We start from the raw sequence: 17,416 nt of genomic DNA, 5'->3' as shown, positions 1-17,416 counted from the left end.
CATGTGACATATCCTGCATCTCTTTACCATACTTGATAAAAGACCTGACTGTTTCCACCAATGTCCTGTTTTCACCGGTCCTGTCCAGTATCTGGCAAAGCTGCTCCATGGAAAGCCTTGCGCACTCTGTAGTATTATTTTTGAATAGTTCATCTAGGAACCTTAGTAATTCTTTCTCGTCCATGCATTATTCCATCTGGTTAATCTACTATATATACATTTGTAGATACACTTTTGTCTCAAAATTCTATATGATCACTTCTCCACGAAAGCCCGTCCGCAGGTGATTGTCAGCCCCATAAACAAGCCCCTTAACATAATCATAGCTTCCAAACAACGTCTGACGACCCTAGAACTCGCAGATTCCGCCATTAGGCGAAGTGTATACTCCGTCCTGGCATCTGCACAGGTCATAGTCCTGATATCTTCTGGTAAAAAGAAGATTCGGATCATCTCGTGAAATGATATCCTCGTAGGATACCGCCTGAGCCCTGGTAAAATCATTTATCTGCATCGCAGTAATAAAGCCAGTCTTGGGAACACCAATTTCTATGTTGAAATCAAGGAACTTGTGGAGCTCCTCTCGATTACCTATGTAATCCTTCATGAGGATACAGTTAAATACAAAGATATCCTTATAGGAAACACTGTTCACAATCTCTTTAAGTTCTTCATTAGTTGGCACTTTGCCATTAAATAAAGAGGCATTGATCTTGTCATCGTAGTGATGCCTGCTGATGTGAATGGTATCAACATCATGTATCCTCTTTATCCTGTGCATATCATGTAAGCCGCTTCCATTAGTATTAATGGACATCTCCAGCATGTCGCCAAAGATTTCAAAACACATGGAGACTATCTCATCCAGTAAAACTACATCTGTAAAGGGCTCTCCGCCTGTAATGGAGATTCCCCTTATCCGGTCAGCCTCCTTAAGCCTTCTAAGAACACTTTCAAGTATCTTAGGATCAAGGGTATTTCCATGCATTGTATCTTTTGCCACGCAGTATGGGCAGTTACAGTTACAGATTTCTGTAGGTATGATCGATAGCTGAAGCTGGTTATTATCAGGCTTTTCTCTGTAGGCCTCTCCATCCCTTGAGCATATGTAATTTTTTACCAGGATGTCTTTTCCCAGGACATTTATAATTCTGGTCTTGGGAAAAGAACAAGTGCTGCACTTATCTGTCAAATTCTCCACGGATATCTCCTGTTGGTGGATCTACCGGATACTGACCAGTAAAGCAGCCCTTACAGATGCCGAGCTTACCACCAACCATCTCCTCAAGTCTTTCTATTCCAAGGTAAGCCAATGAATCAGCGCCAATAATCTTGCAGATATCATCTACGTTTCTGTTATAGGCGATGAGCTGATCCCTTGCTGGAACGTCGGTTCCAAAGTAGCAAGGCCATAAGAATGGTGGTGAGCTTACTCTCATGTGAACTTCTTTGGCTCCCGCATCTCTGAGCATACGTACGATGCGGTCTGAGGTTGTTCCTCTTACGATAGAGTCATCTATCATGATGATTCTTTTACCATTAACAGCGCTCTTAAGGGCATTGAGCTTGACCTGAACGCTGGATTCTCTGTTCTTCTGTTTGGGCTTAATGAAGGTTCTGCCGATGTAGGAATTCTTGACAAAAGCCTGTCCGTAAGGAATTCCTGACTCAAGGGCATAACCAAGAGCCGCAACATTACCAGACTCTGGAACACCTACAACCATGTCTGCATCAACTGGTGAATCCTTGGCAAGGAATCTTCCTGCAGCAATTCTGGCATCATAAACACTGATTCCATCGATTGTACTGTCTGGTCTTGAGAAATAAATATATTCAAAAATGCAGCGTGCGTGCTGTTCTTTGGGCAGGCACATGGATTTATCGCTGCGAATACCATATTCTGGAGAAATTGTAACTATCTCACCAGGCTCTACGTCTCTTATGAAGGTTGCACCGATCGTATCAAGAGCACAGGTCTCAGAAGCAAGGATATAGCAGTTCTCACGTCTTCCGATGACAAGTGGCTTGAAGCCATATGGATCTCTTGCTCCAATGAGCTTTCTGGGAGACATGGTAACAAGGCTGTAAGCACCCTTTATCTTGGTCATTGCCTTACCAACGGCCTCTTCAACAGAATTAGTCACAAGACGCTCTCTTGCGATAAGATATGCAATTACCTCTGAATCGATAGTAGTCTGGAAAATCGCACCGGTATAAGCAAGCTCGTTACGAAGCTCTGGTGCATTGACAAGGTTACCGTTGTGGGCAAGACCCAGGGTACCCTTAACATAATTAAGAACGAGCGGCTGAGCATTTTCTCTTGTGCTGCTACCAGCCGTAGAATAGCGCACGTGTCCAACACCAATGTCTCCCTTGAGATTATCAAGGTGGTCTGGTGTAAATGCCTCATTGACAAGGCCCATGTCCTTGTAGCTGACAACCTTGCCCTTAGGGCCGTTTGTCTCACTAACTGCAATACCACAGCTCTCCTGACCTCTGTGCTGCAGAGAAACAAGTCCATAGTAAATGGACTCCGCTACATCTCCCCCATCAAAGTCATACATTCCAAAGACGCCGCACTCTTCCCCCAGGTGCTTATAATTCTCACATCTGTTCTCTTTCATAATTCCTCCCGAATAATGAAAAAACATTGTCATACAACAAAGAGAATAATATCATCTGCTCCCTTGCATGACAATGTCTTTTATAATGAATAATTTTGCTTTTTATGACATCTTTTTGTACATATAATTGCCCAGCATCTGAATGAACTGAACGAAGGCAATCAGGATGATTGAGCACACGATCAGGTAGTCTGTCTTGTACTGCTGATAGCCGTATCTGATGGCAATATCACCGACACCACCGCCGCCTACAGTTCCTGCCATAGCTGAATATCCAATAAGAGAAATAATAAGGAGTACTACTCCGTTGAGCATTCTTGGAATAGACTCTTTTACATATACTCTCATAAGAATCTGAAAGTTGGATGCGCCAAAGGATCTGGCTGCCTCAATTACTCCAGGGTTAGTCTCACGAAGGCTTGTCTCAAACACTCTTGCAATATATGGAATTGCTGAAATTGTAAGAGGTACGATAGAAGCAGTTGTTCCAATAGCCTTACCAACAACAAGTCTTGTAAATGGAATCAGAATAACCAGAAGAATAATGAATGGGAAGCTTCTGAATACATTTACAATAAAGCTAAGTATCTCGTAAACAATCTTGTTAGGCTTAAGACCGTCTGGAGCTGTAAGTGTCAATATGATTGCGGGGATAAATCCCAGTATTACTGAAAAAAGTGTAGACCAGAACACCATGTAAAGTGTCTGCTTAAAGGCATTTAAAATAATTTCTGTCATGCCTGCATTTGATAAAATTCCTGACATCTGTATATCCTCCTTAGCTTACTACTTCCCATGTTACGTCGTGCTTATCAAGGAAGTCGCAGGCTCTCTGCAAATCTTTTTCCTCCATATTAAGGACAAGGCTTCCGTAAACATCCTCACGGAAATCCTCAAGCTTAGCCCAGCAGATATTGAAATCTGTGCCTAGCTCCTGAGACATCATTGTAACGATAGGTCTCTGATTACCCTCTCCAAAGAAAAAGAGCTTAAGATTAACTCCAGTTGTAGGAAGCTTGTCACTCTCTTCTCTAAGGAAGTCTCTGATTTCTCTCTCCTTAGGCCAGATAAAGAGCTGTTCAGGCTTACCAACTGCAAGAACTCTGCCATCACTAAGAAATGCCACTCTCTGACAGATCTGCTTAACTACTTCCATCTGGTGAGTTACAACAACGATTGTAATTCCCATCTCCTTGTTGATCTTCTGTAACAGTGCAAGAATTCCTCTTGTAATCTCAGGATCCAACGCGCTTGTTGCTTCATCGCAAAGAAGGAAATCAGGATCAAGAACAAGAGCCCTAGCTATAGCAACTCTCTGCTTCTGTCCACCTGAAAGCTCTCTTGGCTTAGCATGTACCTTCTCTTCAAGTCCAACAAGTGTAAGGAGCTTCATGATCTTATCCTTGGACTCGGGTGTATTAGGATTAATACCCCAGAATTTCATAGGAAGGGCAACATTCTGATATACATCAAGTCTCTCCAAAAGGTTAAATCCCTGGAAAATCATACCCATTCTCTTCTGCAGAAGGCGAAGGTTCGTCTTATCCTTGATATCAACCTTCTGACCATCAACCAGAATCTGTCCATCATCATAGCTCTCAAGACCATTGATGCATCTGAGAAGTGTTGACTTACCAGCACCTGACTGACCGATGATTCCGTATATCTCTCCCTTTTCAATCTCAATTGAGATATCCTTCAATACTTCTGTTTTTTTGAAGGATTTTTTTACATTCTGAATCTGTATCATTTCTTCCAACTTTCTAAAACACATTATCTAAATGTCATCCGCACAATTGCTGATTACATCTTGATTTCAAAATTCCTGCACAAGTATATCATAATTTATCAAGACATTCCACGAAAGGAATATTCACATATCGCAATACAATATTGCCCATTTAAATTAGTCGCAATTTAATTCTTGCAATTTTGATATATTTGTTGTTTTTATAACGTTATTTAGTTAACTTATAAATGTAATCTATAGGCATTCCATGAAAGGAGAAACAACATGAAAGCTTGGGCAAATCCTAGCATTGAATCTCTCGATTTTACCGCAACCGCAAACGGAAGGGATAACGGTAAAATTGAAGAAGTTATACTCATCACGCAAGGTGGCGGAGAGTATTACTCTGAAGGGGTAGAGCGTAAATCATAACTGCTTCTCAGTAAAACTATGGCCTTGTCATATTGACAAGGCCTAAAAAAACTTCAAAAAGGGATCAAACTAAAACATGAGTGGTATTTTTGGTTTTTATGAAATCAACAATAATGAATGCAGCTTAGATGATAAAAACATTCTATCCTCCATGCTATCTTGGAATCGTCTATATGGAAGTGACTGCCATGATAACATACTCAATAAGTCTGGTACCTATTTCCCCAACGAAAAAATATTTGAATATCAGCGCAATAATATAAATCTAAAAATCGGCTGCTGCAATTTTTCCTTTTCTAATGAGTTTAGCCCAAAATCCCCCATTCTACGAGTAAATGAACTTGTTTCCGTTATAGACGCCCACATTTACAATCGTAAAGACATCCTGACAAACTGTAACATAACTGATAATCTTTCCGATGCAGAATTACTCCTAAAATACATAGCTAAAAATGGATTATGTTCTCTAGCAAATGTAAATGGCGATTTTGCCGGCATTATTTTTAATACAGAAACGATGAAGCTAACGCTTTTTAGGGATCACATGGGTGTAAGACCTTTATTTTTTTATCAAAGTGATAGCATTGTAGCATTTTCTTCTGATATAAGAGGGCTTTTGGCCTTACCAAAAGTTAATACTATAGTCGATGAAAAATGGCTCTACCAAACCGTTTCCGGGTATGATGCTGACACCTTAAACAACACTCCTTATACGAATGTAAAATGCGTCACCCCTGCTTCTTTCATAGATTTTTCATTGGATAAAAAATGTCTGCGTTCAAAAGAAAAAAAATACTGGAAACTGGGAAGCCACAAAATAAAGTATTCCTCAGAAAAGCAATATGAACAAAAATTGCGTAATCTCATAGAAGACGCCGTAAAAATACGATTAGAATCTATTCCTGAGCCTGCTAGCGCAGAATTATCCGGCGGACTTGATTCTGGCATTATAGATATTCTGATCAATCGATTTGGAAAAGAATGCATCTACTGTTCCTGGTCTCATGACCCATCACAGTTACAACTAGTTGAAGATGATGAAAGACTGATAATATCAGATATATGTGCTCAGGAAAAGATTAAATGCAATTATATACTTCTAAATTCGCAGTTGGAGGAAAAGCTTCACTCAAGTATGCAAAGTGCAGGTATAAATCTTCCCGATAAAGAATTAACCGATGACTTTAAATACCTTTTACCGCCAGGAACCAATACCTATCAAATATTGGCAACAGCTCTATATGCATATGAGAATGGATCGAGATTTGTTTTTACTGGTCATGGCGGTGATGAAGGCGTAAGTCACAGATGTAATGCCTACGAGTTATTCTATAATCACGAATACTACCATTATCTTAAGCAAATTCATTCAATTGCCGGACCTAAAAAGCATCTTCGCAGAACAGTTCAAATTGCTTTGGATAATATTTCAAAATTCAACAAAAGAGGATGTTACGTTAGCACGTTTTCAGCGCCAGAACTATTAAATGAAGCATTTCAAAAAAAATACATTAAAGAAAAAGAAAGAAAGCTTACATTTTCATATGATCCAATAGCCTATATAGAAAATGGTGGAAGCAGAAACAGACTCGATAATATAGCATTATTCGGAGCTTTAGCAGGAGTTCGGTATATGGTTCCTTATTTGGACTACAGAGTAATCGACTATGCTGTTTCTATTCCTAGATATCTGTTCATTAATGGCAAAATAAAACGATTCATTTTCAGACAAGCATTTAAAGATATTATGCCAAAATCGCTGTATGAACTTGATTCTAAGGAAACAGCCAGTTTAAAGCAATTAAAACCATCTCTAGACAGATATGATAAATTAGAAAAAAGAATGAATGAAGTTGTAGAACATTTGGACAAAGATTATTACGAAAAGTATTTGGACTTTAACAAAATAAATGCGCTAAAAGAATATAATAAACCAACAGATGAAAACTATTCTGTACTATCACGAAAAATAATAACTCTTGCCAAATGTGCCTGTGCACATAATCTAATAGCTAAATCAAAAGAATATGTTTCAGGCTGACAACCAGCATTAAGCTATCTCACTTTGTACAAGTATATGGAAAGGCACGCTGCGGATGGGCAGCGTGCCTTTCTTAGGTAGGATTTTTATGGCATATATTATGAAATATTATGGCTTCTAAAATATAGTTGGCTATGTTATGTATATTCTTATATCTGTGCATTCTTTGAATGAAACATTCAAGCTGTCATGCTATCTGTCAGCTGCAATTACTCAGCATCAATGAATGATGTGATAACTGCTCCCTTATATGTCTCATCAATATATGCCTGAACCTTGTCAGACTGGAGAGCCTTGATAAGAGCCTGTGTCTTCTCTGATGACTCATTTCCCTGCTTAACTACAAGGAAGTTTGTTCTCTTAACTGTTGTCTCGTCGTCAAATGACTCGATGTCGAGTGCTGGGAACTTAGCTGGAAGTTCTGCTTCAAGTGCGTAGTTACCATTGATTGTAGCTGCATCGAGATCAGGAAGTGAAAGTGGAAGGCTTGCAGCCTCAAGTGGTGTGATTACATATCCGTGTGGGTTAGCTTCCTTATCGTTTGTAAGTGAATCCTCTGTGTAGTTGGCATCTGTTCCGAAACCACCGTTTGAAACAAGAAGTCCCTTCTGTACGAGAAGATCAATTCCTCTAAGTCCGTTGTCAGGATCGTTAGGAATACCGATTGATGCGCCGTCTGGAAGATCAGCAAGTGATGTGTACTTCTCTGAATAGATTCCCATTGGCTCGATGTGAACACCTGCAACTGCTGCAAGGTGAAGTCCTGCATCCTGGTTCTGCTGATTCATGTAACCAAGTGTCTGGAAGTAGTTAGCATCAAGCTCTCCCTGCTCAAGTGATGTGTTAGGAAGAACGTAGTCTGAGAAAACTACTGTCTCAAGTGTCCATCCATCCTCTGCAAGAACTTCTTTTACGATATTATCAAGAATCTGTGCGTGTGGAACTGGTGTAGCTCCAACTGTGATAGTCTTGTCTCCTGCGTTCTCAGTAGCTGGTGCTGCAGCAGATGAGCTGTTAGCTGTTTCAGCAGATGAGCTTCCGCAACCTGTAAGTGCACCAAGTGTAAGTGCTGCAGTAAGTACAAGTGATGTGAATAATCTCTTTTTCATAATGTATATTTCCTCCTCAGCCCGCCTGCATTTCGCATGCGGTTTATTAACTTGAAATAATAATATAACACAAAACTGCTCTTGTGAAATCATCAAGTCTTATAATTTCCGATAACTTCAGGTTATTGCATTAACCAATGTCAGGATACTTCTCCTCGTAGCGTGATACCATATCCAAAATCTCCTGAGTATACTTGGGATACTGACGGGCCATATCCTCAATCTCAAGCTTGGCATTGCCTGCAACTACGTCTCTGTTGTATTCCATACGTTTTCTAAGAGACTGTCTCTGAACATTGAGGCTGTGCCTGATCTCAACCTCTTCATTGTGATTAACAAGGCCCTCTGGCTGATGAATCCAAATCTCAGGATCCTTAACTCTGAAGTGCCTTAGCATGAATACCAGATCCTTCTGAGTTGTATCAAGGTTCTTGGTGGCATCCTCATACTCAGCTCTCTCCTTGGCCTCCTGAAGATATCTGTCATAGAGGCTCGTAAGTTCTTTGGCAGACGATACTCTGTACTTAAGACACAGATAATCAATAAGGTTAGTATTATTGACATACCTTATCTTGACCTGATTCTGCAGCATGATAAGCCTTGAAATAGACTTTCTAACTGTCCTTAGCTCCACCAGTGAATTGGTACTGTTGACATATAGGAGAGTTACTGCGATTGCTGCCAGCAGTACTGCTATCATGTAGCCATACACAACGTTCAGCTCCAGTACAAACTGCAGTATCAAAAGAAACAGGATAATAACTCCCAGTGCTACAGCAATAGTTATAATAAGTCTCTTGGAATTCTCGATGGTATTAACCAGTTCTTCTTCTCTATAAAGATACGCCTCATGTTCACCATCAAGACGCTTTAGATCATTACGAATTTTCTTTTGATAGTCCTCAGCTTCTGATAACTTTTTAGCGCCCTCTTTAGCCTGGGACTCGAGTCTCTCCATGTGCTCAAACTCTTCGTCCGTCATCTTGCTCTTGCGCCTTGCAAACTTATCCTGCTGAGTCTGTGAATCAATTATTTTCTGAGCAAGCTCATTGATCTCAAGTCTCTGCTCAGGTGGCAGGGAATTGATCTCATCGATATCCCTCAAATGGCTCGTTACATCATTGTACTCGAACTCAAGGGCATCAAGCTCCCTGGCAGCTTCCTCCATCTGCTGAAGGCAGCTACCTATATACTCTCTTCTCTGAACCGGATCGTCCATGTCCATTTCTTTTCTCGTATAGACAATATCATTCCAGTTCTCTAATTCTGCCTGTTGGACCCACTCATCGTCGCGGATCTTACCAAAAATGTCCTGAAGAAACCCCATCACTTACTCCCAATCTTATCTTTTACAAGATCTCTGTATTCAAGTTTAAGTGCTTCTGCTGTATCCCCAATCTGCTGATAATACTCGTGCATCTTGCCCTCGGCCTTATAAACTGCAATTGTGCCTAGTTTGTGCTTGTCATCGCCTGCCGCGTATAGCTCCTCAGCCTCATTCATACGTTTCTCGAGTATCAGCGATGTCTCATAAGCCCCTTCATTATCAGCAATATATCCTACGTAATCTCTCTTGGAAAGCCTCATCCTGATTGCTGCCAGATACTGTAAATATGACTCCGGATCACGTCCGTGTTCAAATGCCAGCATGAACATTTTCTCAGCTCTCTCGAACAGGAAGAGCCTTGCATACATTACGCCCTCGTTGTGCTCGATCCTGGCCCGAAGCTTTTTGTCCAGGTCCGGTGTATTAGCCAAAAGATATTCATATTCCTTAAAGGCCATGCTATAGCGCCCGTTCCTCATAAGGAAATCCGCTCTGGAAAGTTTCTTTCTATAAACATCCATTCCAGCATTGGCGCGAAGTATCTCTTCTGTCTTGTCCACCTCTTTTTTGGTGTTATAGCCCACATAGTCAAGGATAGTTCCTGCCATTGCTGCAATAGAGCACTTCTTGGCATGCATCCTCCTAAGCTCATCAGCCAGCCTGTCAAGACTGCACTCCGCTGCGATCCAGTCAAAGAGCTCCTTGTCAAAGCTGTCCTCATCCAGCAAAAAAGCATTCTGCACGATGAGATAACACAGCTCCTCGATGCAGTAGACATTTCGGCCAATTTTATCGACATGATATGGATTTTTCGCATAGGTACCTATACATAAAATCGGTTTACCCATAATCCGCTCCCAGTTGCTATACTTAATTACAATTCAATAACCTGCTCCCACACCTTGTTGGTTGCCGGGAACAATTCTCCAAAGCCCATATCCTGGACTCTTATATTAACTTCATCCACCGCATTCATGGTCAGATTGAGGTGTAATCTCGTGGTGCCCTTAGGTCTTTTCTCAAGGCCGTCCAGATATAGCTGCACAACCTTGGGACTCTTGCCAGTAAGTGGCGTTATCTCACGATCCAGAATGCCCGAAGGATCAGCGTAGATATCAAGCTGAGCCTGGGCTTCATACCAGTTAACTCCCGCATCAAGAATCGCATGATAAGCCTCTGTGCCACACTTTAAAAGATTCATTCCAATATTGGACTTAAGCTTATCTTCTCCAAGAAATACGTATCTCGAAGCGCCCTCACTAGGCCTTATACGCTCTCTTGCAGCAATTGTTGCGCCCTTACTAAAGAGATTATTACCCTGGAAGACACGCCTTGTCCTGCACAGGAATTCAAGGGATCTCTTAGGCCACTTCTCCCTGTAACCTTCTCCTAAGAGGAACACTGTAGAAACAATCTTCTCGCTGCAGACCTTCTGCATGATATTAAGAAACTCGTCGTCCAGTCTTTCACAGGTTTTGTGGAAAAGAGCTGCATCCTTTGGGAAGCCATCCTTGCCAATCTTGAGCTCATCAAAGGTCTGAACATTTATCGTAGCCACAATAGGCGTAGTGTTGGGATTGAGGTTCATCTCATACACATGAAGAGTTTCAAGGTCATAGTCGCAGGCAATAATCTCGTGATGCATCAGCTCATCTGGCTGATAGAGCATATAGTTATAGAAGCTCTCCTCATGGCTCTGGTAAAAGATATTTGAAGTCTTGAGCTCCAGCGCCCCCGTCACAGCATTAAGTACCTGAACCATCCTGTGGTCAAGTGACTTGGTCGTAAACATGATTGCCTCGACCATATCCAGCTTGAGTTCCATTGACAGAAGGGAGAGACTTCTTTTAACAAATAAGGTCAAAAGAGCTATCGGATCATACTCTGCATCCCCGACCATAATTGGCTTGCCTTCCCTTGCAGCAGAAACAAGATTCTCCACAGCTACGCAGTCGCCATCCTCCATGTGACGCACGGCCTCTTTGCCGTAGTACCACTGGTTAACATCCTTCCTCTTGCAAAGAACAGTAGGAATATTATAAAGTTCTGCTCCGGCCAGCACTGAGAGAGTCTCTGGCATATCGGCATCAGAAGAAAGAAAACTTATCTGTGATACCTTATCACCCAGATCATATCCCAGCACAAAGCGCTTTTCATTCGAGTTACCAAACAACATTACTGTTTCTTATACCTCTTCGTTATTGTCGAAACCTACAAAAATACGGTCACATATATCTCTCTTGTGGTAGTACTCTGCAAGGAGCTTATCAACTGTATCATAGTCCTGCAAAGTCTCACCAATCATGATGTCATTGATAAGACTATATCTGCTGCCTGCAATATTCTTGACGATATCACTCTTGGCAATGGTTCCACTTTCTGTGGCAACCTCAGCATCATCCTTGCCCTCTTCGGTAATGTAGTACTGAAGCTGTTCACCAAAGAATAAAACGAAGCTGCTGACAAAAATGCCATCATACATTTCCTGCATGTCGCGCTTCTTGTACTCATCGTCTATATCACCAACAAGCCTGTAATGAATAGTGCAATGCATTCCAGGAACAGTCCTGTACTCCAGCATTGTCTTATCCGTAAACTGAACAAGGTCAGGAAGCAGATCTTCGTACTCTCTGTAGAATGGGAAATAAATATCCTTTCCCATGAGGCTGCGCATAAAGCCCTCAGCAACTTCTCTGTTATACTCTTCTCCAGTTGCCTTCTCTGTCGCATAGTAGCGAAGGTAAGCAAGCTTACATACATCCTGAAGCGGAACTCTCTCTAGAGAGAGCTTCTCTATCTCTTCAAAAATAAATACATCTGTAACCTTGCCAACAACAAAGCTATCGTAAGCAGCCTGAGTCAGGAATGCCACTTCAATATCAGTATTGGCGCCCATTCTAACGTACTGCTTGAAAATGTCTATCTTCTCTCCAACATAGGAGCCTGTGTATAACATCTGTAAGAGCATCCTCTCGCACAGGACATATGTCTCAAGGCCAAAAGACTCAGCGGCCTTCCATACATTTCTCTCCTCCTTGAGAGTGCCTTCAAAATACTTGACCAGATATGTAAGGAGCTGCTCATCGTACTTGCCATTAGAAAAAGCGAAGTACGCAATCTCTACCTCAGCTGGCTCTGCAGCGTACTGCTGCCTGTCTATCATTCTGCTGCAAAGACGGAGTATTGTTCTGGCATCAACGCCGAAGGTTCCGTAGGTCTTAACCCAGTCCAGAGCCTTCTCATAAAGACCAGCCATAACAATGAGCTCTAATATCTCGGCTCTCTCGCTCCTGCTAAGCTCTGATGGATCAATATCTACAAGATACTCTGTAAGCTGTCTTGTAAAATCGTTGTCGTAATAGAATCTGACAAGATTATTGCGGATTTCTTTTCTGCACTTTTCCCTTACAAGCTCAGAAGCAGCCAAATCCCTGTATCTGCCAACGTTATCCATGGTGATGGAATAAGCGTTTTTACCAAGGTCAGATAAGAACAGGTCAAGGTTCTCTTTGCCCTTCTGAATGTATGGAATCGCGTAGCTGGCCAGCTTACCTGGCAGCATCATCTTGACATTGCTGTAAGGTATACTGCTGGCGTATCTGTTATCATCACGGTCTGCCAAAAGAACGCAGTAATCACTTCCATACAGTGGCACATAAGCCTTGCCATCTGTAAGTGGGTATCTCATCTCCTTCTGACACTTATCGTAAACCACAAGAACACAGTTAACTCTTTTATCTGCTGTTTTGATTTCTGAGGTTTGTAAAACACTCAGAACCTTGGAAGCATTGGCAGCGTCAACCATCTGCTTGGTCAGCATGTTCTTGTAAAGATATCCAAGGTCTCTGTTGATCCTGCCCTTATCCAACTGCGCCATGAGGTACTTCTCGATCTGTGGCTTGTAGGATTCATACAGCTCTGGATATTCCTCGCGGTTCTCATGCACATATCTGTAGAGAATCGCATTCTTCTCATACTCAAGGTCACTCTGGTATGAGAAATACATCAGTACCATCTTGCTGATCTCGCAGGGAAGAAGTCCCTCCTCATCAGTGTAAATGGCCATCATATAGTATTCGTAAAGTCTTGTGATACGAAGCTCTCTCTCAACGCCTCTTGCGTACCACTCAAAGGAATCCTTATCTACACGGCCTCCCTTTATCAAAAGACCTACCAAAGCCTCTAAAACTTCGTCGCTATCTTTGATCTCGTAGCAGGCTCTGAGTATCCTGAAGAGCCTGTCGTTATAGCTCCTGACTCTAACTGCCTGATACACGATCTGGTCGATAAGATTAAGGCTGATCGTGCCCTTCTTGGCGCCATACTCAAGCACATATAATTCAAACTCATCAAGCCTTGTGAGGATTGATGGGGTTTCATTCAAAAGAGACATAGCCTCAAGGTACAGGATTGGACTTCTGCAACCATAGGAGAACTGCTGCTCCAGCATCATCCATTTCCTTGGACTAGATGAGGTGTACTCCTCAGAGATATACTGAAGGAGCCAGGCTATACGCCAGTTGTCAGGGTTCCTTCTGAATATTCCTTCCATTCTCTCAGAAATATCATTAACAAAACTATCCTCTCTGCTACTCAGAGTAGAAAGATAGAGAAAATAACTATAAAGAGTATCGCCAGGTGAATCCTCAACTTCTCTTTCCATCTGGTCAAGAAGCCACTTGCCCTCATTGACTCTTCCAGCAGTGATATAGTAATGCGCTGTATATAACCTGAATTCCAGGTCACTCTCATCAAGAGCGTTCATCTTGGTAATGATCTTACCTGTTTCTGACAGCCACGCCCTTGGTGTTATCTTCTTGCAGCTAAAGCTCTCGTAAGCCTTAACAAGTTCAACGATGAGCATTTTCTTTTCCTGATAATCCGCTGTAACATGTCTGTTGTCCACTGGAACTGTCACAGTTACAGGAAGAGAAACACTAGTAAATGCATTTTCAAAGGTTACTCTGCCAAAGTTATTGCCACCGTGAAGCTTATCCGGGCGAATTCTGAGCTTGGTGTGACAAGATGTAGCAGAAAAATCGTCGTCCACAATCTCCTGCCTGTCCACAAACAAGAAATCTCCGTCTATCCTAATCTTGAGGTCAGAGTAGCCCCAGCCACTTCTGGTGATAGTAACAGGAATTTCCCTGACAGCAGATGTATACTCAATTGCTACCTCTTTCTGATCAAGGAAAAAAGCCATTGGCTGCTTCTTGTTAATGGAAATAAGAAACTCTTCTACGTTCTGCTCATTACCTGGAACCTCTGAAAGTCCTCTGTAAAGACTCTCGTATGAATCCTCGCTTCCGCTAAAAAGAGAAATGAACTCACCAGAATAAAAGAGGTCTACGGCCTCTCTCCAGTCTGTCTTGGCTAAATTGGCAAAGTGAAATAAATTCTTGATGTCACCAAGGCTTGATGCAATGTGATCAAGTCGCACTGTGACAACGAATGGGAGGAAATATTCTCCCTGATTAGATATGATACGGAAATCGCCCTGAAGTACATCGCCCTTGGCAAGACCCTTTCCATTAAATCTGTAAGATACTTCGTAAGGTGTTCCGGAGAAATCTCTGGTGATGACCTGCATTCTCATCTCAGTAGAAGACACTTCTCCTACAAGCAAACCGGCCTCAGGTCCAAAGATAGTAAAAGAACCCTCGACGATTTCCCCAGCACTTAGAGATATTTCTACGCGAGAAGTAGAAAAATCAAGATTTCTCTCCGCGTAATAGTATTTACCCTTTAGCAGCTGATCAACAATCTCTCTCACGACTCACCCCAAAACAAAACATATATTGCTTATTATATCACAATTATTCCGTTCTGAGGGCCTCAATTGGGTCAAGCTGTGCGGCTCTTTTGGCAGGATAGATGCCGAAGAAGAGGCCAATGGCAGTAGAAATAAGTACAACAATTACAACTAGAAGCGGATTTATTGTGAATGAGAAGCCCACAACCTGGCAGATTGTGTATGATACGGTAAAGCCAAATAGCATGCCAATAATACCACCTGTGAAGGTGAGAATTGCAGCTTCTGCAAGGAACTGGGTGAGGATTGAAGAGGTCCTTGCCCCCAGGGATTTGCGAATTCCGATTTCCCTTGTTCTCTCAGTAACTGAAACTGTCATGATATTCATAACGCCGATTCCACCAACGAGAAGTGAAATAGCTGCGATTATGGCTACTACTGAAGTGATGATATTGAGGATACTCTCAGTTGTCTGGTCAAAGCCCATGGAAGAAGAAATCTTAACTGCGTTTTCTCCTCTGATACCCATAACGTTCTCAACAACAGATCTGGCACTTGCCAGAACTGCATCCTTGTTCTCACTATCAAGATAGATGTTAAAAGAGCTTATGCCATCTGTAGAAAACTGATAAATATCTGCCACTGTAGAATAAGGCATAGCTCCCATCAGCGTTGCCTCGTCGCCAAACATAGCATAAGCCGTATCCATAGCAGTATCCTTGGTAACTCCGATAATAGTAAGTTCTGCCTCAGTTCCAAATGCATCCAGCGTAAGTATGTTTCCCACAACCTCCTCATAACCAAAGAGACGATTTGCAGCGGTCTGACTGATGGTTATAACTCTTTTTGCTTCCAGAACATCATTTTTGGAATAATATCTACCATGAACCATCTCAACACCGGCAGCATTAGCTGTGGCTTCTGTTGCACCAGTTATAAAGCAGTCATAGGTCTTTTGCCTGTTAACAAAGTTTCCACCCACATTAATACTGGGAGATGTTCCCATTATATCTTTAATGTTCTCTCCTATTGTCCTGATCTGCTCAAGATCAAAGGTCTTATCAGTCTTGGAGGTATCAAGTGAAACGGAAACAGTGGTAGCCCCAATAGAATCCATTTCATCGTTGACCGTTGCCTTCATGCCATCGCCAATTATGAGCACAGTAAGAACAGCTGCGATACCAATGATGATACCCAGCATAGTCAGAAAAGATCTGCCTTTGTTACTTCTTATGCTCGCAATCGCGCTTTTTACATACTCAAGATACATTTACTGCTCCACAAAACTAGAATACTTCTAATATTTTAATCATAATCTAAGTGCATCGATCGGTTTCATCTTGGCTGCTTTTCTGGCCGGATAGAGTCCGAAGAAAAGACCTATGAGCACAGAGAAAAGAGCTGCACCAGCCACAGAGGTCGGTGTGATGATTACATCAAAGCCAATCAGTGTGCAGATGATATAAGCCATTATTATTCCAAGGATAATTCCAACTATTCCACCCAGAAGGGTAAGAATCGCAGCTTCTGCAAGGAACTGGGCCATAATAGCTCCTGTCTTGGCACCAATTGATTTTCTGATTCCTATTTCCCTCGTTCGCTCTGTTACGGATACCAGCATAATGTTCATAACACCGATACCGCCTACAACAAGGGATATTACTGATACCAGTAAAAGGAACTTAGTTGCATAGCCAAGAATAGTATCAAGCTGCTCAGAAAGGTCAGCCATACTATAAGCTGTAAGAGCCTTGGTCCCTCTAAGACCGTGCACATTTGTCAGTATCTCTTTGGCCTCATTAACTCTATCCGCGAGAATATCCTGATCAGCAAAAAGAACCAGAGAATAAAAATCTTCTGTCCAAAAATCAAAGTCACTACCAAGTGCAGTGTATGGAACTTCTATGGTTGCAGAATAGTCCTGCCCCTCCATGATGAACTCATACATTCTGTTCATGCTCTCTCTAAGGCCAATTACTGTGTATGTAGCAGTCTTGCCCCACAAAGTAAGCTCAACCTCAAGGCCGATAGCATCCTCAGTTCCAAAAAGCTTTCTGGCATCATCGATCAGCATGACACATACTCTCTGACCACTTTCAACCTGCTGTTTGTTGAAATAGCTTCCCTTGCATATTCCATTGCTCATTGCATACTCAAGAGCTGGGGCTCCGCCTGTTATATCGGCATTGAAGGTTCCTTTTCTGGTAGATATTTTCCCAGAGGCTGACAGATTTGGGGACATTCCCTTAATATCAGGAAGCATACTCTCAATAAGCTCCATATCTTCTCTGGTCAGAGTTTCCGAGGTCTTGGAAGAATCAATACTGATATAGCCGTAGTTACCAGCAATTTCATTGATCTGGCTCTGAACAAAGCTGCTCATTCCATTTCCAAGAGCTACT

The 17,416-nt window shown here is 42.0% G+C and carries 14 protein-coding genes; 2 read left to right on the top strand and 12 right to left on the bottom strand.

Features of this window, described 5'->3' with window-relative positions:
• The 5 genes from IJI01_RS00330 to IJI01_RS00310 form a co-directional block, all read right to left on the bottom strand.
• Positions 1–184, bottom strand: a 184-nt coding sequence (locus IJI01_RS00330) for a hypothetical protein (protein WP_292184096.1), incomplete at its 3' end; no start/stop codon positions are given.
• Positions 185–349: 165 nt separating this feature from the next.
• Positions 350–1,201 carry a radical SAM protein gene (locus tag IJI01_RS00325; RefSeq protein ID WP_292184094.1) on the bottom strand — a complete coding sequence of 284 codons (852 nt, stop codon included), beginning with the start codon at positions 1,199–1,201 and terminating at the stop codon, positions 350–352.
• Entirely contained in the window at positions 1,182–2,624 is a 1,443-nt protein-coding gene (gene purF, locus IJI01_RS00320; protein WP_292184091.1) for an amidophosphoribosyltransferase, read from the bottom strand. Before purF ends, IJI01_RS00325 begins: the two co-directional genes overlap by 20 nt.
• 102 nt (positions 2,625–2,726) lie before the next feature.
• Entirely contained in the window at positions 2,727–3,389 is a 663-nt protein-coding gene (locus tag IJI01_RS00315) for a methionine ABC transporter permease (protein WP_330622959.1), read from the bottom strand.
• A 13-nt stretch (positions 3,390–3,402) separates the two neighbouring features.
• Positions 3,403–4,374, bottom strand: a complete 972-nt coding sequence (locus tag IJI01_RS00310) for a methionine ABC transporter ATP-binding protein (protein ID WP_292184089.1) — start codon at positions 4,372–4,374, stop codon at positions 3,403–3,405.
• A 264-nt stretch (positions 4,375–4,638) separates the two neighbouring features.
• Here IJI01_RS00310 and IJI01_RS00305 point away from each other — a divergent pair, with 264 nt between their 5' ends.
• Together IJI01_RS00305 and IJI01_RS00300 are read left to right on the top strand one after the other, a co-directional pair.
• Positions 4,639–4,785, top strand: a complete 147-nt coding sequence (locus IJI01_RS00305; protein ID WP_292184087.1) for a hypothetical protein — start codon at positions 4,639–4,641, stop codon at positions 4,783–4,785.
• 76 nt (positions 4,786–4,861) lie between these two features.
• Positions 4,862–6,826: an asparagine synthase-related protein gene (locus IJI01_RS00300; RefSeq protein WP_292184085.1), complete on the top strand. Its 1,965-nt coding sequence runs from the start codon at positions 4,862–4,864 to the stop codon at positions 6,824–6,826.
• A 209-nt stretch (positions 6,827–7,035) separates the two neighbouring features.
• On the opposite strand, the gene IJI01_RS00295 is transcribed toward IJI01_RS00300, so the two are convergent.
• The 7 genes from IJI01_RS00295 to IJI01_RS00265 form a co-directional block, all read right to left on the bottom strand.
• Complete coding sequence (locus IJI01_RS00295) at positions 7,036–7,935, bottom strand: MetQ/NlpA family ABC transporter substrate-binding protein (RefSeq protein ID WP_292184082.1); 900 nt, start codon at positions 7,933–7,935, stop codon at positions 7,036–7,038.
• A gap of 130 nt (positions 7,936–8,065) precedes the next feature.
• A complete protein-coding gene (locus IJI01_RS00290; protein ID WP_292184079.1) occupies positions 8,066–9,262 on the bottom strand; it encodes a hypothetical protein in 1,197 nt (398 codons plus the stop codon).
• A complete protein-coding gene (locus IJI01_RS00285) occupies positions 9,262–10,110 on the bottom strand; it encodes a hypothetical protein (protein ID WP_292184077.1) in 849 nt (282 codons plus the stop codon). The genes IJI01_RS00290 and IJI01_RS00285 overlap by 1 nt, the downstream gene beginning before the upstream one ends.
• A 26-nt stretch (positions 10,111–10,136) precedes the next feature.
• Positions 10,137–11,438, bottom strand: coding sequence for a DUF5716 family protein (locus tag IJI01_RS00280; protein WP_292184074.1), 1,302 nt, complete (start codon positions 11,436–11,438; stop codon positions 10,137–10,139).
• 9 nt (positions 11,439–11,447) lie between these two features.
• A complete protein-coding gene (locus tag IJI01_RS00275) occupies positions 11,448–15,035 on the bottom strand; it encodes a DUF5717 family protein (RefSeq protein WP_292184072.1) in 3,588 nt (1,195 codons plus the stop codon).
• Between the two features lie 43 nt (positions 15,036–15,078).
• A complete protein-coding gene (locus IJI01_RS00270) occupies positions 15,079–16,284 on the bottom strand; it encodes an ABC transporter permease (protein WP_292184071.1) in 1,206 nt (401 codons plus the stop codon).
• 39 nt (positions 16,285–16,323) lie between these two features.
• Positions 16,324–17,416 (bottom strand): ABC transporter permease (locus IJI01_RS00265; protein ID WP_292184069.1); only part of this gene is annotated, 1,093 nt, incomplete at its 5' end.

This window comes from Butyrivibrio sp., assembly GCF_017433805.1.
In the GTDB taxonomy this organism is placed as follows: domain Bacteria; phylum Bacillota; class Clostridia; order Lachnospirales; family Lachnospiraceae; genus Butyrivibrio.
Note: the sequence above shows the minus strand (reverse complement) of the source record. Positions and strands in the feature narration are given on the sequence as shown.

Coding starts and splice junctions, on each gene's coding strand:
- purF (WP_292184091.1), bottom strand. CDS start 2,624: ATGAAAGAGAACAGATGTGAGAATTATAAGCACCTGGGGGAAGAGTGC.
- IJI01_RS00315 (WP_330622959.1), bottom strand. CDS start 3,389: ATGTCAGGAATTTTATCAAATGCAGGCATGACAGAAATTATTTTAAAT.
- IJI01_RS00310 (WP_292184089.1), bottom strand. CDS start 4,374: ATGATACAGATTCAGAATGTAAAAAAATCCTTCAAAAAAACAGAAGTA.
- IJI01_RS00305 (WP_292184087.1), top strand. CDS start 4,639: ATGAAAGCTTGGGCAAATCCTAGCATTGAATCTCTCGATTTTACCGCA.
- IJI01_RS00300 (WP_292184085.1), top strand. CDS start 4,862: ATGAGTGGTATTTTTGGTTTTTATGAAATCAACAATAATGAATGCAGC.
- IJI01_RS00295 (WP_292184082.1), bottom strand. CDS start 7,935: ATGAAAAAGAGATTATTCACATCACTTGTACTTACTGCAGCACTTACA.
- IJI01_RS00290 (WP_292184079.1), bottom strand. CDS start 9,262: ATGGGGTTTCTTCAGGACATTTTTGGTAAGATCCGCGACGATGAGTGG.
- IJI01_RS00285 (WP_292184077.1), bottom strand. CDS start 10,110: ATGGGTAAACCGATTTTATGTATAGGTACCTATGCGAAAAATCCATAT.
- IJI01_RS00280 (WP_292184074.1), bottom strand. CDS start 11,438: ATGTTGTTTGGTAACTCGAATGAAAAGCGCTTTGTGCTGGGATATGAT.
- IJI01_RS00270 (WP_292184071.1), bottom strand. CDS start 16,284: ATGTATCTTGAGTATGTAAAAAGCGCGATTGCGAGCATAAGAAGTAAC.